The following is a 19,540-nucleotide window of genomic DNA, read 5'->3' as shown; positions in this document are numbered from 1 at the left end:
ATTGCCACAGGGCCTTGACGGTGCCCCGTGCTTTTGGTCATGCCTGCCACCGGCCATGCGGCGTAGGGCGGTATGGACCGAGGTCTACAATCGGCGCCCCCAGAAGAAGCGCCACCAGGAGCAACGGCACATGTCCGATTCGACCGCATCGTCCCCTTCGACCCCCACCCCGGAAGACAAGCGCGCCCTGTTGCGCCGTGCCGCCCTCGAGTACCACGAGTTTCCCGTCCCCGGCAAGATCGCCATCGCGGCGACCAAGCAGATGGTCAACCAGCGCGACCTGTCGCTGGCCTACTCGCCCGGCGTGGCCGCGCCCTGCGAGGAAATCGTCAAGGACCCGGCCAACGCCTTCAAGTACACCTCGCGCGGCAACCTCGTGGGTGTCATTTCCAACGGCACCGCCGTGCTGGGCCTGGGCGACATCGGCCCGCTGGCCTCCAAGCCGGTGATGGAAGGCAAGGGCGTTCTCTTCAAGAAATTCGCCGGCGTCGACGTGTTCGACATCGAGATCGACGAGAAGGACCCGGTCAAGCTGGTCGAGATCATCGCCTCGCTGGAGCCCACCTTCGGCGCCATCAACCTGGAAGACATCAAGGCCCCGGACTGCTTCTACGTCGAGCGCGAGCTGCGCAAGCGCATGAAGATCCCGGTGTTCCACGACGACCAGCACGGCACGGCCATCACCGTGGCGGCCGCCATGCTCAACGGCCTGAAGGTGGCCGGCAAGAACATCGCCGAAGTGAAGCTGGTCACCTCAGGCGCGGGCGCCGCGGCGCTGGCCTGCCTGAACCTGCTGCTCAAGGTGGGCCTGAAGCGCGAAAACGTGTTCGTCACCGACCTGGCCGGCGTGGTCTACGAAGGCCGCGAAGAGCTGATGGACGACGACAAGCGCCAGTACATGCAGAAAACCGACATGCGCAAGCTGTCGGAAGTGATCGCCGGCGCCGACGTGTTCCTCGGCCTGTCGGCCGGCGGCGTGCTCAAGCCTGAGATGGTCGCCAAGATGGCGCCCAAGCCGGTGATCTTCGCGCTGGCCAACCCGAACCCCGAGATCGCGCCCGAAGACGCCCATGCGGTGCGCAACGACGTGATCATGGCCACGGGCCGCACCGACTACCCGAACCAGGTCAACAACGTCCTGTGCTTCCCGTACATCTTCCGCGGCGCGCTCGACTCGGGCGCCACCACCATCACCGACGAGATGGAGATTGCCGCGGTGCACGCCATCGCCGAGCTGGCCCAGGCCGAGCAGAGCGAGCGCGTGGCCGCCGCCTACGCCGGTGAAAAGCTGAGCTTCGGCCCCGAATACCTGATTCCGAAGCCCTTCGACCCGCGCCTGATGATGAAGATCGCGCCGGCCGTGGCCAAGGCGGCCGAGGAAAGCGGCGTGGCGCTGCGCCCGATCAAGGACCTGGACGCCTACCGCGACAAGCTGCAGAGCTTCGTCTACGCCTCGGGCACCACCATGAAGCCGATCTTCGACGCCGCCAAGCGCGCACCGAAGAAGCGCGTGGCGTACTGCGAAGGCGAGGAAGAACGCGTGCTGCGCGCCGCGCAGATCGTGGTGGACGAAGGCCTGGCGCGCCCGACGCTCATCGGCCGTCCGGCCATCATCGCCCAGCGCATCGAGAAGTTCGGCCTGCGCCTGAAGGAAGAGCTCGACTACGACGTCGTCAACGTCGAGCAGGACCACCGCTACCGCGACTTCTGGCAGACCTACCACCGCATGACCGAGCGCAAGGGCCAGACGGTGCAGACCGCCAAGATCGAGATGCGCCGCCGCCTCACGCTGATCGGCGCCATGCTGCTGCACAAGGGCGAGGTCGACGGCATGATCTGTGGCACCTGGGGCACCACGCTGATCCACCTGCACTATATCGACCAGGTGATCGGCAAGCGCCCCGGCGGCTGCGCCAGCACCCCGCAGGACGTGCCGGTGTACGCCTGCATGAACGGCCTGCTGCTGCCCGACCGCCAGGTGTTCCTGGTCGACACGCACGTCAACTACGACCCGACGCCCGAGGAACTGGCCGAGATCACGACCATGGCGGCCGAGGAAATGATGCGTTTTGGCCTCAAGCCGAAGGCCGCGCTGCTGTCGCACTCCAACTTCGGCACCAGCAACGAGCCCAGCGCCGTCAAGATGCGCAAGACGCTCGACCTGCTGCGCGTGCAGGCACCCTGGCTCGAGGTGGACGGCGAAATGCACGGCGACGTGGCCCTGGACAGCAAGCAGCGCGCGGTAGTCATGCCGCACAGCGCGCTCGCGGGCGACGCCAACCTGCTGGTGTTCCCCAACATCGACGCCGCCAACATTTCTTACAACCTGCTCAAGACCGCGGCCGGCGGCAACATCGCCATCGGCCCGGTTCTGCTCGGCGCGGCCAAACCTGTGCACATTCTCACGGCGAGCGCGACTGTTCGCCGCATCGTGAACATGACAGCCTTGACAGTGGCCGACGCAAACGCCGAGAGATAGGCCATTTGGCGAGAGTGGACGCCAACTTAAGGCGTCGCTTTCTGCCCCCGCGACTGCTCAAACTTTGGGCAGTCGCTTGCTATTTTCGCCAGCGTGGTGCACACTCGCGGGCTTGAATTTGCGGGTTAACCCCGAGGTTGAGCGCAATTCAAACCCCCCGCTCTTTTCTTGTGGTGCCCCATGGCGGCTTACGCCTCGATCACGTCCTCTGTCACTAAGTTTGCGCTCACCAGCTTGATGCTGGTGGCTCTGACGACGGGGGCCGAGGCCCGCGGATGGTTCGGCGCCGACAAAACGTCCTCCGAGGCATCGATTGCCCTGACCGATCTGCCGGTCCAGGGCCAGCGAACCTACCAGGCCATCCTTGACGGTGGCCCCTTCCGGTACGACAAAGACGGCACGGTATTCGGCAATCGCGAACGCATCCTGCCAGCGGCACGCCGCGGGCATTACCGCGAGTACACGGTGCCAACGCCCGGCGCGCGCAACCGCGGTGCCCGGCGGATCGTTTGCGGTGGCGAGCAGCGCACGGCGCCCGAAGCCTGCTGGTACACGGCGGACCACTATGCGAGTTTCAGACGGATTGCGCCATGAGCGATGACAACGACCTGAGCGGCGCCCCGAAGCGCCCCGACGAGATGATGATGACTATGGAAAGACCAGCGGATATGACCTTATCCCTTCGAGCCGTACGCCCGAACATCGTGCAATCGATCCGCGCGTTCCGCGTGAACGACCTGCAGGATGCCGCCAACGCGGCCGGCCAGCACTTCCTGTACGCCAACCTGGGCAACGCCCAGACCAAGCAGGACGTGCTCGACCTGATTGCCCAGCAGTTCACCTTCCCGGCGCACTTCGGCAAGAACTTCGACGCGCTGTACGACTGCATGACCGACCCGTTGCATAAATCGGGCCCGCAGCCTGGTTTCGTCATCGTGCTCGAACAGATCCCGGCCAACGCCAAGTTCGACAAGGAAGCGCGCGAGCAACTGCTCGACATCTTCCGCGACGCTTCGGACTACTGGGGCGATCGCAAGGTCCCGTTCCGCTGCTTCTATTCTTTTCTGTAGCCCGTTCTGCATCCACCAGCCAAGCAGAACGGGCGAACGAGGCTCAGCCGACCGCTGAAACCCTCGATGGCATCGAAGTCAACACCACCGCCACGGCAGCCGCTGCGGCCACGCCCGCCGCCAGCACCGAGCCGGCCGGCGAGAAAATGCCGACCGACAAGCTCGTCGACGTGTCGCCCCTGGCGCTGCGCATGAGCAGCCCCTTCAATGCGGGGTACTGGCTGGCAGCTGCGTAACTGCAACCGCTCGCCGCCACAAAAAAAGCCCGCCGTCGACGGGCTTTTTTCATGGGGGAACGGCCTGGGCCAGTGCAACGTATTCGGCCACCGGCACCTCCTCGGCCCGGCGCTGGATGTCGAACTCGCCGGCGAAGCCGTGCTCCCCGAGCCATTTGCCCAGCGTGTGCCGCAGGATCTTGCGCCGTTGGCTGAAGGCCACCTGCACGATCTCGCCGAGCCGCGCCGCATCGACCACCGGCGGCTGCGCGAGCGGCACCATCCGCACCACGGCGCTGTCCACACGCGGCGGCGGGTCGAAGCTCTCGGGCGGCACGAACAGCACGTTCTCCATGTCGTAGCGCCACTGCAGCATCACGCTCAGGCGGCTGTAGTCCGAGGTGGCGGGCCGGGCCACCATGCGGTCGATCACTTCCTTTTGCAGCATGAAGTGCTGGTCGGCGATCAGATGGGCATAGCCCAGCAGGTGGAACAGGATCGGCGTGGAGATGTTGTAGGGCAGGTTGCCCACCACGCGCAGCAGTTTCGGTTCAGCCTTGGCCGCGAGTTCGGCGAAGTCGACCTTGAGCACGTCCGACTCGATGACGTCCAGCTGCGGATGTTCGCGCAGCCGCTTGGCCAGGTCGCGGTCGAGCTCGATGACCGTGAGGCGGCCGAGCCGCTCGACCAGCGGCTGCGTGAGCGCCGCCAGCCCCGGCCCGATCTCGACCATCGCATCGCCAGGCTGCGGCGCGATCGCCTGCACGATCCCGTCGATGATCCCGCCGTCGGACAGGAAGTGCTGTCCGAACCGCTTTCTTGCAATGTGCTGTGCCATCGCGGCCTAAGACGCTGCCGCGGCCATCAGGACTGCGGCGTCTCGCGGTATTCGACGTAGGCGCGCGCGCGCACTTCCTGCACCCAGGTGGTGAAGGCTTCTTCGACGCGCTGTTCGCGCAGTGCGGCACGCGCGGCTTCGCGCTGCTCCGACTGGCTCAGCTTGGCTTCGCGGCGGCCGACCACCTGGATCAGGTGGACGCCGAAGCGCGACACCACGGGGTCGCTGATCTGGCCCGGCGTGAGCCGGTCCATGGCTTCCTCGAACTCGGGCACGAACTGGCCGGGGCGCGACCAGCCGAGGTCGCCGCCTTCCTTGGCGCTCGCGTCCTGCGAGTTGTCGCGCGCCAGGCCGGCGAAGTCGGCGGTGCCGGCCTGCACGCGGCGCTTGAATTCCTGCAGCTGGGCCACCGCCTGCGCGGTCGTGCGCTTGGGATCGTTCAGCAGCAGGATGTGGCGCACCTGGGTCTGGGTGATGGACGCATCCGACGAGCCCACCTGCGCCTTGGTCAGCACCTTGAGCACGTGGAAGCCGGCGCCCGAGCGCACGGGTCCGGCGATGCCGTTCACCGCGGTCGATTGCGTGGCCTCGACGAACACGGGCGGGTAGCGGTCGGCGCTGCGCAGGCCGAGCGCGCCGCCGTTGGCGCGGTCGGGCGAATCGGAGTTTTCGCGCACCAGCTTGGCGAAGTCTTCGCCGCTGCGCGCGCGCTGTGCGAGGTCGGTGGCCTTCTTCTGTGCGGTCGCGACCTGCGCCTCGGTGGCGTTCTCGGGCACGGCCACCAGCAGCTGGGCGATGTTGAGGTTGAGCAGGGCGTTGTTCTTGACGGCGCTCTCGCGCTGGTCGCGCAGGTACTCGTCGGCCTCGGTGTCGCTGATCTTGACCTTGGACTCGACCTCGCGGTCGCGCAGGCGCGTGAGCAGCAGCTGGTCGCGCAGGTCGTTGCGGAATTCGCGCGGCGAGATGCCTTCGGCCGCGACGCGGCTGCGCAGCTCGGTGAGGCTGATCTCGTTCTGGCGGGCCACGGTCTGCTCGGCCTGGTCGATCGCCACGTCATCGACCTTGATGCCGTTTTCCTTCGCCAGCTGCAGCTGCGCGCGCTCGGTGATCAGGCGCTCCAGCACGAGGCGCGTGAGTTCGGCGCGCGGCACGCGCTCGGCGTCCGGGTTCTCGCGGATCAGGCGCGTGACACGCGACTGCACCTCGGTGTTGGTGATGGGCTCGGAGTTGACCAGCGCCACGATGTACTCGGCCGCGCGCTGCACCGGCGCCGCCGCGGGGCCGGCAGGGCGCGCCGCCGGCGGCACGATCCGGGGACCGGCACGCATGATGTCCGTGATGCCGCTGCCGGAACGAAAGCCCTGTGCGCCGGCCGTTGCGGCGATGGCCGCAAGGCAACCCAGGGTGATGAGGGAACGGATGTGTTTCATGGCGTGAACGGTCGTCGTTTCAGTCGTAATTGGTGAAGCGGCTCGGGGCTTCGGTCGGTTGACGCAGCGGCTGGTAGCGCTGCACGTTCTGCCGCAGGGCCTGCATCGGGCTCGAGCCGATGCTGGAGAAACCGACGAATTCGAGCTGGAACATGATGCGGGTGTTGGCCGTCACCTGGCCGGTGGTGATGCGCTGCAGCACCACGCGGCTGATCCAGCAGCAGCCGTCGTACTCGACCCCGAGCACGCCGTCCGTGAGCTTCTTGTCCTGCAGGCTGTAGTTCAGGCGGCCCACGGCGTACCAGCGTCCGCCGCCTTCGCCCTTGCCCGGACCGAGGTCCTTGCCCTTGTCGCCCCACAGGTCGTTGAGCGGCCATTGCCAGCCGAAGTCGATCGACTTGTTGCCGTCGGTTGCGGTGGGCGTGCTCGGCGCCTGGTAGCGGAAGGCGGCGCTGAGGTTGCGGTACGGCCCCGGGTTGTAGCGCGCGCTGATCGCGCTGCGCGTGGAGCGGCGCGAATCGGGGTTGTACTGGAGCAGCGTGTCCAGGCTCCACTTGGGCGTCCAGTTGATCTGGGCGCCCAGCAGCAGGTCGCTGGTGCGGTCGGTGACCGGCGCGACGCCCGGCAGCGTGACCTTCTGGTCGGCGAAGCGGAAGCGCTGCGCGATGCCGAAGCGCACGGCTTCCACGCCGGTGCCCGGGTCGATCAGGCGGGACGTGACGCCCAGCGTGAGCGCGTTGGTGTCCGAGATGCGGTCGGCGCCCGAGAACGCGTTCTCGGTGTAGATGGTCGCAAAGCTGAAGTCGTTGGCGGCCGAATCGTAGTTCGGCAGCATGCTCTGGTTGCGGTACGGCGTGTACACGTAGTACGCGCGCGGCTCCAGCGTCTGGCGGAAGGCGCGGCCGAAGTAGCTGGCGTCGCGCTCGAAGACCAGGCCGCTGTCCAGGCTGAAGGTCGGCACGACGCGGTTCGACGAGGTCGGGAAGAAGTACAGCTGGCTCGGGTTGTACGGCATCCCGTTCACGTAGTCGATACCGTTGACCGACACCTTCGGAATGGACGACTGCGGCAGGTAGTAGTTGTACGAGGTCGCGTGCAGCTGCAGCTTGGGGATGACGAACGAACTCGGCGTGAGGAACGGCCGGCTGATCGCCGCCTGCGCGAACACGCGGTCGCCGTCGGGCTGCGACTGCTGGATGAGGTCGAAGCCGGGCTGGCCGGCCAGGATGCTGTTGACGCGAAAACGCGAGTAGTCGGTGTTCAGCGAAACGTCGAAGCCGTGCCAGTCGTACTTGGCGTAGTTGGCCGTGATCTGCGGCACGCGGTCGTACGAGGGCACGACCGGCGACAGGTTGTACTGCAGCGTCTGGTAGCGCAGGGCGCGCACCGCGCCGCTCCAGTCGCCCTTGGTCCAGTTCAGTGAGGCATCGTTCGGCAGTTGGCGCTGCGCCAGCGTCGGCGTGCGCGTGAAGTCGCGCCAGTAGTCGTTGTCGCTGACGCGGTTGATGTTGAGGCTGGCGGACAGCGAGTCCAGGCCCAGCGCCTTGGCGTCGAAGTCGTGGTGGTGGTTGAGCCACAGGCCCCAGCGCTTGCTGCTGTCGGGCGGCTTGCCGAAGTTCAGGTCCTTGAGCGCGATCTCGCCGTTGTTCAGCTTCTGCAGCTGCTCGGCGCGCGCCTCGTTGTAGCGCTGGCCCACGAGGCGGTCGCTGCCCATCAGGTCCAGGCGGATGCTGCCGCTGTAGTCCTTCTCGAGGTAGCGGAATTCGCTGGCCAGGTTGAGCCCGCGCTTGCTCATCAGCGTGGGCGTGAAGGTGGCGTCGCGGTTAGGCGCGATGTTCCAGTAGTAGGGCTGTGCGACCTCGAAGCCGTTGGTGTTGTCCAGCCCGATGGTGGGCGGCAGCAGGCCGCTCTTGCGCTCGTTGGACAGCGGGAAGGTCACGCGCGGGATCGGCGGCGTCGTGATGCCCATGAAGCTCATGCGCGCATCGATGGCGACGCCCTCGTTTTCCTCGGTGTCGGTGGTCAGCGTGGCGGCGGTCAGCAGCCAGGCCGGCATCCAGCCGGGAAAGTCCTCGCGGCGGCAGGTGGTGTAGCTGGCGCGCCGCGCGATCGAGACGTTGGAGTCGACGAAGTCGATGCGCTCGGCCTCGCCGTGGCCGCCGGTCGCGAGGAAGCGGTAGCGCACGTTGTTGAAGAAGCCCTCGAAGGTCTCGAGCTTGAGTTCCAGCTCCGGACCTTCGTACACGTTGCCGGCCTGGTTGACCCGCACGTTGCCGGTGGCCTTGGCGCGATCATCGGGCTGGTAGTACTCGAGGCGGTCGGCCGTGATGGCGACCGGGCCACGGCGCAGCGTGGCGTTGCCCTCGACCACGGTCTCGAGGTCGGGGCGGCCGGAAATGCGGTCGCCGGTGACGAGGCTGGGCAGCTGGCTGCGTTGCACGGGCGTCAGCGTCTCGGTGAGCAGCGGCGTGCGCTTCAGCGTGAGCGGTCCCTCAAGCACACCGGCTTGCTGGGCGAAGGCGCCATGCGCGTGCAGCAGCGCCAGCGACAGCACGGCCAGTGGCAGCGGCGGGCTCGAACGTCGCAAGGCAGCGCGTGGGGTCGTAGGCATCGATTCGGAACGAAAAATCGTCGGGACGGCGCGGCAAGCCGGCGGGTTGCGGGGTCCGGCAGCCACCCCGCCCGGTCGGATCGACCTCGAGCAGGGATGCCGCGCCAGGCGGATTTGTAGAATTGATTATCCATGACAGCACCTTCGACCCCGGCGTCCACGACCCCACACCCCGCCCAGGCCATTCTCTGGACAGATCCGCAGCGGGCCGAAGCGTTCCGGGGCTGGCTGGCCGGCATTGCCGACGCCCGGCAACTGCGCCCGGACACCGTCCGACTGGCGTCGGCCGACGCGAGCTTTCGCCGCTACTTCCGCCTCGACACCACCGACGGCGGCACGCGCATCGTGATGGATGCGCCGCCCGACAAGGAAAACAGCGCCCCCTTCGTGCAGGTGGCACAGCTGATGGCCGAAGCCGGCGTGACGGCGCCGCAGGTGCTCGAATGGGACCGCGACCACGGCTTCCTGCTGCTCGACGACCTGGGCCGCCAGACCATGCTCGACGTGATCGACCCGGCCCGCCCGGACGCCAACCGGCCGCTTTACGACCTGGCCATCGACGCGCTGATCCGCTGGCAGCTGGCCTCCAAGCCCGGCGTGCTGCCGCCCTATGACCGGGCCCTGCTCGAGCGTGAACTGGCGCTCTTTCCCGAGTGGTACATCGGTAAGCACCGCGGCGTGGCCGTGGAAGGCCAGCTGAAAGAGCGCCTGGACCGCGCCTTCGCGCTGATCGTCGAGAACAACCTCGCGTCGCCGAGCGTCTACGTGCACCGCGACTTCATGCCACGCAACCTGATGGTGGGCGACGACGCCGGCCAGCCGCTGGGCGTGCTCGACTTCCAGGACGCCGTCTACGGCCCGATCACCTACGACATCGCCAGCCTGATGCGCGACGCCTTCCTGAGCTGGGACGAGGAGTTCGTGCTCGACATCACCATCCGCTACTGGACCGCCGCGCGCAAGGCCGGGCTGCCGGTCGACGAGGACTTCGGCGCCTTCTACCGCGCGGTCGAATGGATGGGGCTGCAGCGCCACCTCAAGGTGGCCGGCATCTTCGCGCGCCTCACGCTGCGCGACGGCAAGCCGCGCTACCTGGCCGACACACCTCGCTTCATCGCTTACATCCGCGCCACCGCCAGCCGCTACATCGAATTGAAGCCGCTGCTGCGCGTGATCGACGAGGTCGAGGGCACCACGGCCGTCACCGGCTTCGCCTACGGCCGAGTCTGAAGAGAAACTGAAAAAAGCCAAAAAAGAAAATCGCTGTAGCGCCCGTACCACGGGCGCCATCAGCTCCTGATCTCATCGCATGCCCCGTTTTCACTGCTCCGTGCCGCTGACCGCCGGCGCCAGCCTGGCGCTGCCGCCGGGCGCCGCGCGCCATGTGCAGGTGCTGCGCATGCAGCCCGGCGACACGCTCACCCTGTTCGACGGCGCGGGCGGCGAGTACGCCGCGACGGTCGAGCGCATGGGCCGCAGCGAAGTCGCCGTGATGGTCGGCGCCCACACGCAGGTGGAGCGCGAAGCGGCCCGCGCCGTGCATCTGGCGGTCGGCATGCCGGCCAACGAGCGCATGGACTGGCTGGTCGAGAAAGCCACCGAACTCGGCGTGACCAGCATCCAGCCGCTGGCCACGGCGCACGGCGTGCTGCGCCTGTCGGGCGAACGCGCCGAGAAGAAGCGGGCGCACTGGGAAGCCATCGCCGTTGCGGCCTGCGAGCAGTGCGGTCGCAACCGCGTGCCGGTGATCCATCCAGTGCAGTCCTTCGCGGGCTGGCTCGGCGGCGCTACCGCCGCGGATACGGCAGCGACGCGACTGGTGCTAAGCCTGGCCGACGGCACGCGCGCCGTCACCACCGTGGCCGCAGAGACACCCACCGCGCAACCGGCGCTCGTGCTCAGCGGCCCCGAAGGCGGCCTCAGCGCCACCGAGGAACAGGACGCCATCGCGCGCGGCTTCGCACCGGCCACGCTCGGTGCGCGGGTGCTGCGCGCCGAAACCGCGGCGCTCGCGGCGCTGGTGTCGCTCGTCGGCGCCTGAGCGGTTCGGAGGGTGTTTTCCGCGAGGCGCACACCGGGCGCCTGCGGAACAATGGCCGCTTCGTTTTTCCTTGTTCAATCCGCCTCCCGGAAGGACCGCTCCCCCCATGCCTCGTTCATCCCGCGCGTTTCGTCTCGCCCCCCTCGTCCTGGCCGCGCTGTGCGCCATGCCCGCCGCTCACGCCCAAAGCCAGGCCGTCGCGCCCACACCGGCGCAGGTCAGCCCCGCGGTCGACCAGGCCTATACCCAGCTTATGGCCTCGCCCGCGATCCGCAAGCTGCTGGAATCGGTCAAGGCCGACCACGAACGCACAGTCGAAGAACTGAAGACGCTGACCGAGATCGAGGCGCCGCCCTTCAAGGAACAGAAGCGCGCCGAAGCCTTCCTGGCACGGCTGAAGGCACTCGGCCTGCCCGACGCGAAGATCGACGCCGAGGGCAACGTGATCGGCCTGCGCAAGGGCACGGGCAACGGCCCCAAGCTGCTCATTTCAGCGCACTTGGACACGGTCTTTCCGGCGGGCACCGACGTCAAGGTGAAGGAGCGCGACGGCAAGCTCTTCGCGCCCGGCATCGGTGACGACACGCGCGGCCTGTCGGTGCTGCTGTCGTGGCTCAAGGTGCTCAACGACAACAAGATCCAGACCGTGGGCGACCTGATGATCGTTGCCAACGTCGGCGAGGAAGAGCTGGGCAACCTGCGCGGCATGAAGGCCATCTTCCGCGACCACCTCGACATCGACGGCATGGTCGGCCTGGAGCCCTCGCCCGACGGCCACGTGCTGGTGCTCGGCACCGCGAGCCACCGCTACGAAGTCACCTTCAAGGGCCCGGGCGGCCACAGCTTCGGCGCCTTCGGCCAGGTGCCCAGCGCGATCCACGGCATGGGCCGCGCCATCGCCAAGATCGCCGAGGTGCGCACGCCCAGCTTCCCCAAGACCACCTTCACCGTCGGCACCGTGGGCGGCGGCACCTCGGTGAACACCATCGCGCCCGATGCGCGCATGGCCATCGACATCCGCTCGGACGACATGGCCTCGCTGCTCGAGACCGAGAAGAAGATCCTCGCCACGCTCGACGAGGCCGTGGCGGAAGAGAACAAGCGCTGGAACGTGACCAGCCTGAGCGTGAGCACCAAGCTCATCGGCGACCGCCCGGGCGGCCGCACGCCGCCCGACTCGGTGATCGTCGAGGCCGCCACGCGTGCCAACAGTGCTTTCGGCCACAAGACGCTGCTGCGCGGCGGCAGCACGGATGCGAACGTTCCCATTTCGCTGGGCATCCCGGCCATCATCATCGGCGGCGGCGGCAAGTCGGGCGGATTCCACTCGCTGGCCGAGTCGATTGACGTGACAGATGCATGGAAAGGCGCGCAGAATTCGCTCGTCACCGTGCTCGGCTTGGTCGGTGTGCAGGGCGTCAGTCCCGCGCTCCTGCCGAAACGCGCAGCACGCAGCAAGTAATTTGTCACGTTGCCAGTTCGAAAGTGGCCGCGCCACTTTCGGCAAGCGGGTCGCCACATTGGAAAATGTGAGCGTTTCTGTCACACACCAAGGAATGGTCATGGGGTTGCTCGATTCGGTACTCGGTCAGGTGCTAGGAGGCGCTGCACAGCAGCAGCAACCGCAAGGCGGTGGCCTCGGGGGATTGGGAGATCTCGGAAGCCTCGCCGGCGCCCTGGGCGGCCTGCTTGCCAACAACGGCGGGCAGGGCGGCCTCGGCGGCATGGTCTCGAAATTCGAGCAGGCAGGCATGGGCGACGTGATCGGCTCGTGGATCGGCAACGGTGAAAACAAGCCGGTGTCGGGCGATCAGTTGCAGAACGCGTTGGGCGGCGACACGATCGCCGCCATCGCTTCCAAACTTGGCATCAACGCACAAATGCTGCTGCCGATGCTGGCCACCATGCTGCCGGCCCTCATCAACCAGCTCACGCCGCAGGGCAAGGTGCCCGAGCAAGGCCTCGGCAACCAGGACGACCTGCTGGGCTCGCTCAGCGGACTGCTTCAAGGCAACAAGCCGACCTGACCTGCCACCCGGCGAATTTCATTCTCAGAATTCCGGCGCCCGCGAGGGCGCTTTTTTTTGGCCGGCGCCTTGCCTTCGCCGGCCAATCGCGTAGAACCGCGCCCCATGAATCGCAATCTGTGGCTCCTGGCCATCTGCCAGGGCCTGCTCCTGACCAACAACGTCACCTTCATCGCCATCAACGGTCTCGTGGGTCTGGGCATCGCACCGCAGGGCTGGATGGCCACGCTGCCGGTGATGGGCTATGTGGTGGGCGGCGCGCTGAGCACGGGGCTGGTGGCGCGCACGCAGCAGCGCTTCGGCCGCCGCGGTTCGTTCCAGATCGGGCTGGCGGTGGCGGTCGGCTCGGCGCTGCTGTGCGCCTACGCGGCGTCCTCGAAGAACTTCTGGCTGCTGTGCTTCGCCACCGTGGTCGCCGGCTACTACAACGCCAACGCCGGGCTCTACCGTTTCGCGGCAGCCGAACTGGCACTGCCGGCCTGGCGCGAGAAGGCCGTGTCGATGGTGATGGCCGGGGGGCTGATCGGCGCGGTGGCGGGGCCGAACCTGGCGACCTTCACGCGCGAGGCGCTCTCCGTGCCCTTCGCCGGCGCCTACATCGCGCTGGCGGCGGTGGCGCTGCTCTCGATGGCGGTGATGCATTTCATCGAATTCCCGCCTTCGCCGACCCGCAAGGAAGCGGGCGGCGGCCGGCCGCTGGGCGAGATCATGCGCCAGCCTGTGTTCATCGTGTCGGCCGCCGCGGGCGCGCTGAGCTACGGCGTGATGAACCTGCTGATGGCCGCCACGCCCATCGCGATGCAGATCTGCAGCCTGCCGTTTTCCGACGCGGCGCTGGTGCTCGAATGGCACGTGATCGGCATGTTCGCGCCGGGCTTCTTCACCGGCCACCTGATCCGCCGTTTCGGCGCGCTGCCGGTGATGGGGGTGGGGCTGGCGCTCAACCTCGGCTGCATCGTGGTGGCGCTGTCGGGCGTGGACCTGCACCACTTCCTGGTCGCGCTGTTCCTGCTGGGCGTGGGCTGGAATTTCCTGTTCACCGGCAGCACGACGCTGTCGCTCACGGCCTACACGGCCGAGGAGCGCGACCGGGCCCAGGGCGCGCTCAACTTCTGCGTGTTCGCGACGCTGGCGCTGACCTCGTTCGCTTCGGGCGTGCTGGTGACCACGCAGGGCTGGCAGCTGCTGAACTACGGCTCGCTGGTGCCGGTGGTGCTGACCGGCGCGGCGCTGCTCTGGCTCGCTCAGACGCAACGCCGGCGCACGCCGGTGGCCAAGGCCTGAGCCTCAGGCCACGCGCGCGGGAACAGCCGCCGCCGGAAACCGCCGGTCGAGCCAGCGCTGCAGCGTGTCGAACACGGGCTCCGCATCGAGCTCGTTGAAGAGCTCGTGGTACAGCGCGTCGAAGCACTTCGCCTCGACGTTGCCGCTGGGCGCCGCGGCCACCGCGAAGGCACGGCTGGCGGCCGGCCGCACGAGCCGGTCGTCGCCCGCGTAGATCAGCAGCGTGGGCACCGGCCAGCGCGCCGCGTGCTGCTGCACCGTGGCGCCTTCGTACGCGAGAAAACGCGCCAGCCGGCTGCCGATGCGGTCGTGCGTGAGCGGATCGTCGCGGTAAGCCTGCACCACCACCGGGTCGTGCGAGAGGTAGTTGTCGTCGAGCCCGTTGCTCACGCGCAGGTTGGGCGCGATGCGCGGCAGCACGGCCAGCAGCATCTTCTGGACGCCGTTCAACCCCGGGTCGAGCCCCGGCGACGACAACACCAGCGCATCGACCGGCCGCACGCCGCGCGCCACCAGGCTCGCGGCGACCAGGCCGCCCAGGCTGTGGCCCAGCAGCACCAGCGGCACGCCGGGGTTCTCGCGGCGCGCATCGTCGATCACCAGGGCCAGGTCGTCGACCAGCCGCAGCTCGCTGGGCAGGCCGCCGCGCGCACCGGTGGACTCGCCGTGCCCGTGGTGGTCGTGCGCCCAGACCGCGAAGCCCCAGGCATGCAGTTGCTTGGCGAGGCCGTGATAGCGCCCCGCATGCTCGCCCAGCCCGTGCACCACGACCACGACGGCACGGGGTGTGCCGGCGGCGGGCAGCCGCCGCAGCGCCAGCGTCTCGCCGTCCGGCGTGGACAGCGACACGCGGTGCGGCAGGGGCAGCGTGTCGTTCATGGGTGCACCCTTGGCGCTGCGCGCCGTCCCGCCAAGCGGGAGCGAGCTTGCGTGGGGCGGCCCGGCGCGGCGCTCAAGCCGCCACCGGCTCCGCAGCCGCGGCGCGGTGCGCGACGGGCAGGGCGGCGATGACCTCGGCCACGGCGGCCGTCAGCTTCTTGGCGTAGGGCACGTGCAGGAACTCGTTGGGACCATGCGCGTTGCTCTTCGGGCCCAGCACGCCGCAGACCATCATCTGCGCCGTCGGGAAACCGGCGCTCAGCATGTTCATCAGCGGGATCGTGCCGCCCTGGCCGATGTAGCCGCAGGAGGCGCCAAAGTGCGCGCGCGAGGCCTTGTTGAGCGCGTCCTCGAACCACGGCGTGATGGTGGGGGCGTTCCAGCCGGTGGCGCCGCCGCCGCTTTCGAAGGTGACGCGCGCCTGGTAGGGCGCGTTGTCTTCGAGCAGGGCCTTGAGCTTTTGCACCGTCTCGGCCGCATCGACCAGCGGCGGCAGGCGCAGCGAGAGCTTGAAGGCGGTGTAGGGGCGCAGCACGTTGCCCGCGTCCTTCAGGGCCGGGAAGCCTTCGGCGCCGGTGACCGACAGCGTGGGCTTCCAGGTGCGGTTGAGCAGCGCCTCGACGGGGTCGGTCGTGGTCGGCAGCGCGAACATGGTCGAGCCGCCGCAGTCGTAGTGCGCCCACGGGAAGCGCTTGTAGACCTCGTCGCCGAGGATGGCGGCGGTGGCCTTGGCCTGCGCGAGGCGGTCGGCCGGCACTTCGCAATGGAAGCTGGCGGGCAGCAGGCGGCCGGTGGCGCTGTCCTCGAGGCGGTCGAGCACCTGCCGCATGATGCGAAAGCTCGAGGGCACCAGGCCCGAGGCGTCGCCCGAGTGGATGCCTTCGGTCAGCACCTCGACCTTGAGCGTGCCGCTGGCCATGCCGCGCAGCGAGGTCGTGAGCCACAGCTGGTCGTAGTTGCCGGCGCCCGAATCCAGGCAGATCACCAGCTCGACCTCGCCCAGGCGCGGACGCAGCGCGTCGACGTAGGGCAGCAGGTCGTAGGAGCCGCTTTCCTCGCAGGTCTCGATGAGGCCGACGATGCGCGGGTGCGCCACGCCCTGGGCCTTGAGCGCCTGCAGCGCGGCCACGCTGGCGTACACGGCGTAGCCGTCGTCGGCGCCGCCGCGGCCGTAGAGCAGGCCGTTCTCGTACTTGGGCGTCCACGGGCCGAGGTCGTTGCGCCAGCCGGTGAACTCGGGCTGCTTATCGAGGTGGCCGTACATCAGCACGGTCTCGGCCATGTTCGTGCCGGTGGCCGGCACTTCGAAGAACAGCACCGGCGTGCGGCCTTCGAGGCGCACGATTTCCAGCTTCAGGCCCTCGACCTTCTGCGCCTCGACCCAGGCCGCGGCGTTGCGCAGCACGGTCTCCAGATAGCCGTTGGCCGACCAGTCCTTGTCGAAGCCGGGCGACTTGGCGGGAATGGCGATGTAGTCGGTGAGTTGCTTGACGATGTCGCCGTCCCATCGGGCGGTGACATCAGAGAGGGCGCGCGTCGCGTCGAGCGTGCCGGCGGGCATTTCACGGTGCAGGGGGGCGTTCATCGGGGGATTCTCCGCGGGGACGAAAAAACGCATTTTGCGCCTCACGGCGAGCGCGCGTAGAGTGCGGGCGATCTCAAAACCCGGAGCGCAATGTGAGCAAGGCAACATCGACGCGGATCAAGGTGGGGATCGGCGGCTGGACCTACGAGCCCTGGCGCGACAACTTCTACCCGAAGGGCCTGGCCCACGCGAAGGAGTTGAACCACGCCAGCCGGCAGGTCAGCGCCATCGAGATCAACGGCACCTACTACAGCACCTTCAAGCCCGAGACCTTCCGCAAGTGGCGCGACGACACGCCCGACGACTTCATGTTCTCGATGAAGGCCTCGCGCTTCACCACCAACCGCAAGGTGCTGGCGACCGCGGGCGAGTCGATCCAGCGCTTCATCGACAGCGGCGTGGCCGAGCTGCGCGACAAGCTCGGGCCGATCGTCTGGCAGTTCATGCCGACCAAGCAGTTCGATGCGGAAGACTTCGAGGCATTCCTGGAGCTGCTGCCGAAGAAGGAGGGCAGCCGTGTGCTGCGCCACGTGATGGACGTGCGCCACGAGAGCTTCATCACGCCCGCCTACAAGGCGCTCACGAAGAAGCACAAGGTGTCGACCGTGTTCACCGACGCCGACAAGTTTCCGTCGTTCGAGGAGCCCGAGGGCGACGTCGCCTATGCGCGGCTCATGATGGCCGACGCGTCGCTTGCGACCGGCTACGCGCCCAAGGCGCTGGACACCTGGGCCGCGCGCGCGCAAGGCTGGACCACGACGCCGAAGGCGCGCGACGTGTTCGTGTATTTCATCAACGGCGCCAAGGAAAGGGCACCGGCCGCGGCCGGTGCCTTGCTGCAGCGCCTGGGGTGGGCGCCGCCGGCTGCAGACGCAGGAATGGCCGCCGCCGCGGACAAGCCGAAGCCGGCGGCCAAGAAGGCCCCACCGAAAAAGAAAGCGCCCTGATCGACGGTCGTCAGACCGGGCGCGTCAGGTGCCTCAGGCGGCGGCCTGCAGCGACGGCTTGGCGCCGAAGCTGATTTCGCCGGACAGCTGGCCGCCTTCTTCGATCACGATCTTGCCGTAGCGGATCTTGCCGGTGACCTTGCCGGTCGAGTGGATGACGAGCTTCTCGCGCACGGTGAGGTTGCCGTCGAACACGCCGCGGATCTCGGCGATGTCGATCTCGGCCGAGCCCTTGAACTCGCCCTGCTCGGCGATCTGCATCAGGCGCGAATCCATCGTCGCCTCGACCAGGCCTTCGACCACGAGCGTGTCGCAATCGGTGATCTCGACGCCCTTGAGCTTGATGTTCGGGCCGACGGTGAGCTTGCTGCCGCCTTCCTTGGCAACAGGCGCAGCCGCCGGGGCCAGGCCGGCCTGCGCGGTCAACGAGGAGGGATTGACGGGAGTGCCCGAGAGATTGGTGCCCGAACCAACCAGCGGTGCGGGACGGGACGTCAGCGAATCGGTGTCACGATCGCGCTTGCCGAAAAAGGGGGACTGTGTGGCCAATGGGGAGCTCCTCAAGAAAGGGGACTATCGTAAGAACGCACTCACGGCATGCGGCACTTCATTGCGCAATAAGCGTAACTGAATAAGTCGCCCGGGGCCCCTGACAATGCCCCGCATGACCCGCCTGATCCGACCGAACATCGAAGCCCTGTCCACGCCCGCCGCCACCGACTCGCGGTTCGACAAGCCCGCGCGCGGCTGGCGACGCACGCTGTTCACCGTGATCTTCGAAGCCGACACGCCCGCCGGCCTGTGGTTCGACCTGACGTTGATCGCGGTGATCGTGATGAGCGTGCTGGTCGTCATCCTGGACAGCGTGCAGTCGATCCGCGACCAGTGGCGGCCTCTGTTCAATGCGCTCGAATGGGTGTTCACGATTCTCTTCACGCTGGAGTACATCGCACGGCTGTGCTGCGTGAACAAGCCGCTGCGCTACGCGCTGAGCTTCTACGGCGTGATCGACCTGCTTGCGCTGCTGCCGACCTTTCTCGTGGCCTTTGCGCCCGAGCTGGCGTACCTGATCGACGTGCGCATCCTGCGGCTGCTGCGCGTGTTCCGCATCTTCAAGCTGTCGCGCTATTCGGTGGAGTACCGCGCGCTGGTGTCGGCGGTGGCGTCCAGCCGCCGCAAGATCACGGTGTTCGTGGGCTTCGTGATGCTGGTGGTGCTGGTGATGGGCACGCTGATGTACGTGGTCGAAGGCCCGACGCACGGCTTCACCAGCATTCCGGTGGCGATCTACTGGGCGATCTCGACCATGGCCACGGTCGGCTTCGGCGACCTCGTGCCCAAGACCGACCTGGGCCGCGCGATCGCCTCCGTGATGATGCTGCTGGGCTGGGGCGTGCTGGCCGTGCCCACCGGCATCGTCACGGCCGAGATGACGCGGCGCGGCGTCGACGACGACCTGGCGGAGCCGATCGCGCTCGCATCGCGCGGCGTGCTTACCCTGGCAACAGAGCCGACGCCAGGCAAGGCGCCGGCGAAGCGGCTCACGCCGTCGGCCAGACGACGCGCCCTTGCGCAGCATCGTCGAGGCGCGCGATGAAGGCGTCGGCCTCGGGCGCGGGCAGCGCGAAGGCCAAACGCACGTCGTCGCCGTGCTGCACGCCTTCGAGCACCGCACCGATGGCGGCCAGCTCGCGCCGCACCAGCCCTTCGAGCGCGTAGGGCACGGCGCACTGCAGGTGGCGCTGGCGCACGAGCGGCACCAGCATGGCGCCGAGCAGGGCCTGGGCCACGGCGTCGGTGTAGGCCCGCACGAGGCCGCCGGCGCCGAGCTTCACGCCGCCGAAGTAGCGCACCACGGTGGCGAGCGCGCCTTCCACCTGCTGGTGGCGCAGCACCTCGAGCATGGGGCGCCCGGCCGTGCCGCCGGGCTCGCCGTCGTCGTTCGCCGCCGACTGGCCGCCGGCCATCAGGGCCCAGCACACGTGCGCGGCGCCCGGGTGTTCCGCGCGCAGCGAGGCGACCACCGCCAGCGCGGCCGCGCGGTCGGGCACCGGTTGCACGCAGCCGATGAAGCGGCTTTTCTTGATGAGCAGGTCGCTGTGAACCGGCTGCGCGAGCGTGAAGCTCATTCCGA

18 protein-coding genes are annotated in these 19,540 nt (G+C 68.0%); 10 read left to right on the top strand and 8 right to left on the bottom strand.

Annotation, left to right across the window (positions count from 1 at the left end; translation table 11 throughout):
* Positions 1-130 precede the first annotated feature (130 nt).
* The 3 genes from AC1RAA_RS19520 (at position 131) to AC1RAA_RS19510 (ending at position 3,549) form a co-directional block, all read left to right on the top strand.
* Complete coding sequence (locus tag AC1RAA_RS19520; protein WP_062473579.1) at positions 131-2,479, top strand: NADP-dependent malic enzyme; 2,349 nt, start codon at positions 131-133, stop codon at positions 2,477-2,479.
* A gap of 180 nt (positions 2,480-2,659) precedes the next feature.
* A complete protein-coding gene (locus AC1RAA_RS19515; RefSeq protein ID WP_056574987.1) occupies positions 2,660-3,073 on the top strand; it encodes a guanyl-specific ribonuclease in 414 nt (137 codons plus the stop codon).
* 50 nt (positions 3,074-3,123) lie between these two features.
* Positions 3,124-3,549 (top strand): barstar family protein, encoded by a 426-nt coding sequence (locus AC1RAA_RS19510; RefSeq protein ID WP_095747788.1) that lies wholly within the window; start codon positions 3,124-3,126, stop codon positions 3,547-3,549.
* A 43-nt stretch (positions 3,550-3,592) separates the two neighbouring features.
* On the opposite strand, the gene AC1RAA_RS19505 is transcribed toward AC1RAA_RS19510, so the two are convergent.
* From AC1RAA_RS19505 to AC1RAA_RS19490, 4 genes are read right to left on the bottom strand one after another with little or no spacing between them, the layout of a single operon-like run.
* Positions 3,593-3,838: a hypothetical protein gene (locus AC1RAA_RS19505; RefSeq protein WP_174250289.1), complete on the bottom strand. Its 246-nt coding sequence runs from the start codon at positions 3,836-3,838 to the stop codon at positions 3,593-3,595.
* Positions 3,835-4,602: a 16S rRNA (adenine(1518)-N(6)/adenine(1519)-N(6))-dimethyltransferase RsmA gene (gene rsmA, locus AC1RAA_RS19500; RefSeq protein WP_492730109.1), complete on the bottom strand. Its 768-nt coding sequence runs from the start codon at positions 4,600-4,602 to the stop codon at positions 3,835-3,837. Before rsmA ends, AC1RAA_RS19505 begins: the two co-directional genes overlap by 4 nt.
* Before the next feature lie 26 nt (positions 4,603-4,628).
* The gene (locus tag AC1RAA_RS19495) at positions 4,629-6,032 is read right to left on the bottom strand and encodes a peptidylprolyl isomerase (protein WP_062473582.1); all 1,404 of its coding nucleotides are present in this window, start codon (positions 6,030-6,032) and stop codon (positions 4,629-4,631) included.
* Between the two features lie 19 nt (positions 6,033-6,051).
* Entirely contained in the window at positions 6,052-8,643 is a 2,592-nt protein-coding gene (locus tag AC1RAA_RS19490; protein WP_492730107.1) for an LPS-assembly protein LptD, read from the bottom strand.
* Positions 8,644-8,775: 132 nt separating this feature from the next.
* On the opposite strand from AC1RAA_RS19490, the gene AC1RAA_RS19485 reads away from it, so the two are divergent.
* The 5 genes from AC1RAA_RS19485 to AC1RAA_RS19465 all read left to right on the top strand — a co-directional run bounded on the left by AC1RAA_RS19485 (position 8,776) and on the right by AC1RAA_RS19465 (position 13,995).
* A complete protein-coding gene (locus tag AC1RAA_RS19485) occupies positions 8,776-9,873 on the top strand; it encodes an aminoglycoside phosphotransferase family protein (RefSeq protein WP_492730105.1) in 1,098 nt (365 codons plus the stop codon).
* 79 nt (positions 9,874-9,952) lie between these two features.
* Positions 9,953-10,684, top strand: a complete 732-nt coding sequence (locus tag AC1RAA_RS19480; RefSeq protein ID WP_492730103.1) for a 16S rRNA (uracil(1498)-N(3))-methyltransferase — start codon at positions 9,953-9,955, stop codon at positions 10,682-10,684.
* Between the two features lie 106 nt (positions 10,685-10,790).
* Positions 10,791-12,146, top strand: coding sequence for a M20/M25/M40 family metallo-hydrolase (locus AC1RAA_RS19475; RefSeq protein ID WP_492730099.1), 1,356 nt, complete (start codon positions 10,791-10,793; stop codon positions 12,144-12,146).
* A 100-nt stretch (positions 12,147-12,246) separates the two neighbouring features.
* Entirely contained in the window at positions 12,247-12,711 is a 465-nt protein-coding gene (locus AC1RAA_RS19470; RefSeq protein ID WP_095948391.1) for a YidB family protein, read from the top strand.
* A 105-nt stretch (positions 12,712-12,816) separates the two neighbouring features.
* On the top strand, positions 12,817-13,995 hold the full coding sequence (locus tag AC1RAA_RS19465; protein ID WP_492730095.1) for an MFS transporter: 1,179 nt from the start codon (positions 12,817-12,819) through the stop codon (positions 13,993-13,995).
* A gap of 3 nt (positions 13,996-13,998) precedes the next feature.
* Here the strand turns inward: AC1RAA_RS19465 and AC1RAA_RS19460 are convergent, their stop codons facing one another.
* Positions 13,999-14,874, bottom strand: a complete 876-nt coding sequence (locus AC1RAA_RS19460) for an alpha/beta hydrolase (protein ID WP_492730090.1) — start codon at positions 14,872-14,874, stop codon at positions 13,999-14,001.
* A 73-nt stretch (positions 14,875-14,947) separates the two neighbouring features.
* Complete coding sequence (locus AC1RAA_RS19455) at positions 14,948-16,459, bottom strand: M20 family metallopeptidase (protein WP_139702948.1); 1,512 nt, start codon at positions 16,457-16,459, stop codon at positions 14,948-14,950.
* A gap of 92 nt (positions 16,460-16,551) precedes the next feature.
* Here AC1RAA_RS19455 and AC1RAA_RS19450 point away from each other — a divergent pair, with 92 nt between their 5' ends.
* Positions 16,552-17,406 (top strand): DUF72 domain-containing protein, encoded by an 855-nt coding sequence (locus AC1RAA_RS19450; RefSeq protein ID WP_492730087.1) that lies wholly within the window; start codon positions 16,552-16,554, stop codon positions 17,404-17,406.
* 33 nt (positions 17,407-17,439) lie between these two features.
* On the opposite strand, the gene AC1RAA_RS19445 is transcribed toward AC1RAA_RS19450, so the two are convergent.
* Entirely contained in the window at positions 17,440-17,955 is a 516-nt protein-coding gene (locus AC1RAA_RS19445) for a bactofilin family protein (RefSeq protein ID WP_070063354.1), read from the bottom strand.
* Between the two features lie 115 nt (positions 17,956-18,070).
* On the opposite strand from AC1RAA_RS19445, the gene AC1RAA_RS19440 reads away from it, so the two are divergent.
* A complete protein-coding gene (locus tag AC1RAA_RS19440; protein WP_492730085.1) occupies positions 18,071-19,003 on the top strand; it encodes an ion transporter in 933 nt (310 codons plus the stop codon).
* On the opposite strand, the gene AC1RAA_RS19435 is transcribed toward AC1RAA_RS19440, so the two are convergent.
* Complete coding sequence (locus tag AC1RAA_RS19435; protein ID WP_492730083.1) at positions 18,948-19,535, bottom strand: IMPACT family protein; 588 nt, start codon at positions 19,533-19,535, stop codon at positions 18,948-18,950. The two genes, AC1RAA_RS19440 and AC1RAA_RS19435, sit on opposite strands and share 56 nt — an antisense overlap.
* Positions 19,536-19,540 lie beyond the last annotated feature (5 nt).

The sequence above is a fragment of the Variovorax sp. GW823-FHT04F07 genome (assembly GCF_058795995.1).
The sequence above is the reverse complement of the archived record's forward strand: the minus strand, read 5'-3'. Positions and strand labels throughout refer to the sequence as shown.

What these genes read in the sequence shown, in the direction of transcription:
- AC1RAA_RS19520 (WP_062473579.1), top strand. Translation starts at nt 131, where the DNA reads ATGTCCGATTCGACCGCATCGTCCCCTTCGACCCCCACCCCGGAAGAC.
- AC1RAA_RS19515 (WP_056574987.1), top strand. Translation starts at nt 2,660, where the DNA reads ATGGCGGCTTACGCCTCGATCACGTCCTCTGTCACTAAGTTTGCGCTC.
- AC1RAA_RS19510 (WP_095747788.1), top strand. Translation starts at nt 3,124, where the DNA reads ATGACTATGGAAAGACCAGCGGATATGACCTTATCCCTTCGAGCCGTA.
- AC1RAA_RS19505 (WP_174250289.1), bottom strand. Translation starts at nt 3,838, where the DNA reads ATGAAAAAAGCCCGTCGACGGCGGGCTTTTTTTGTGGCGGCGAGCGGT.
- rsmA (WP_492730109.1), bottom strand. Translation starts at nt 4,602, where the DNA reads ATGGCACAGCACATTGCAAGAAAGCGGTTCGGACAGCACTTCCTGTCC.
- AC1RAA_RS19495 (WP_062473582.1), bottom strand. Translation starts at nt 6,032, where the DNA reads ATGAAACACATCCGTTCCCTCATCACCCTGGGTTGCCTTGCGGCCATC.
- AC1RAA_RS19490 (WP_492730107.1), bottom strand. Translation starts at nt 8,643, where the DNA reads ATGCCTACGACCCCACGCGCTGCCTTGCGACGTTCGAGCCCGCCGCTG.
- AC1RAA_RS19485 (WP_492730105.1), top strand. Translation starts at nt 8,776, where the DNA reads ATGACAGCACCTTCGACCCCGGCGTCCACGACCCCACACCCCGCCCAG.
- AC1RAA_RS19480 (WP_492730103.1), top strand. Translation starts at nt 9,953, where the DNA reads ATGCCCCGTTTTCACTGCTCCGTGCCGCTGACCGCCGGCGCCAGCCTG.
- AC1RAA_RS19475 (WP_492730099.1), top strand. Translation starts at nt 10,791, where the DNA reads ATGCCTCGTTCATCCCGCGCGTTTCGTCTCGCCCCCCTCGTCCTGGCC.
- AC1RAA_RS19470 (WP_095948391.1), top strand. Translation starts at nt 12,247, where the DNA reads ATGGGGTTGCTCGATTCGGTACTCGGTCAGGTGCTAGGAGGCGCTGCA.
- AC1RAA_RS19465 (WP_492730095.1), top strand. Translation starts at nt 12,817, where the DNA reads ATGAATCGCAATCTGTGGCTCCTGGCCATCTGCCAGGGCCTGCTCCTG.
- AC1RAA_RS19460 (WP_492730090.1), bottom strand. Translation starts at nt 14,874, where the DNA reads ATGAACGACACGCTGCCCCTGCCGCACCGCGTGTCGCTGTCCACGCCG.
- AC1RAA_RS19455 (WP_139702948.1), bottom strand. Translation starts at nt 16,459, where the DNA reads ATGAACGCCCCCCTGCACCGTGAAATGCCCGCCGGCACGCTCGACGCG.
- AC1RAA_RS19440 (WP_492730085.1), top strand. Translation starts at nt 18,071, where the DNA reads ATGACCCGCCTGATCCGACCGAACATCGAAGCCCTGTCCACGCCCGCC.
- AC1RAA_RS19435 (WP_492730083.1), bottom strand. Translation starts at nt 19,535, where the DNA reads ATGAGCTTCACGCTCGCGCAGCCGGTTCACAGCGACCTGCTCATCAAG.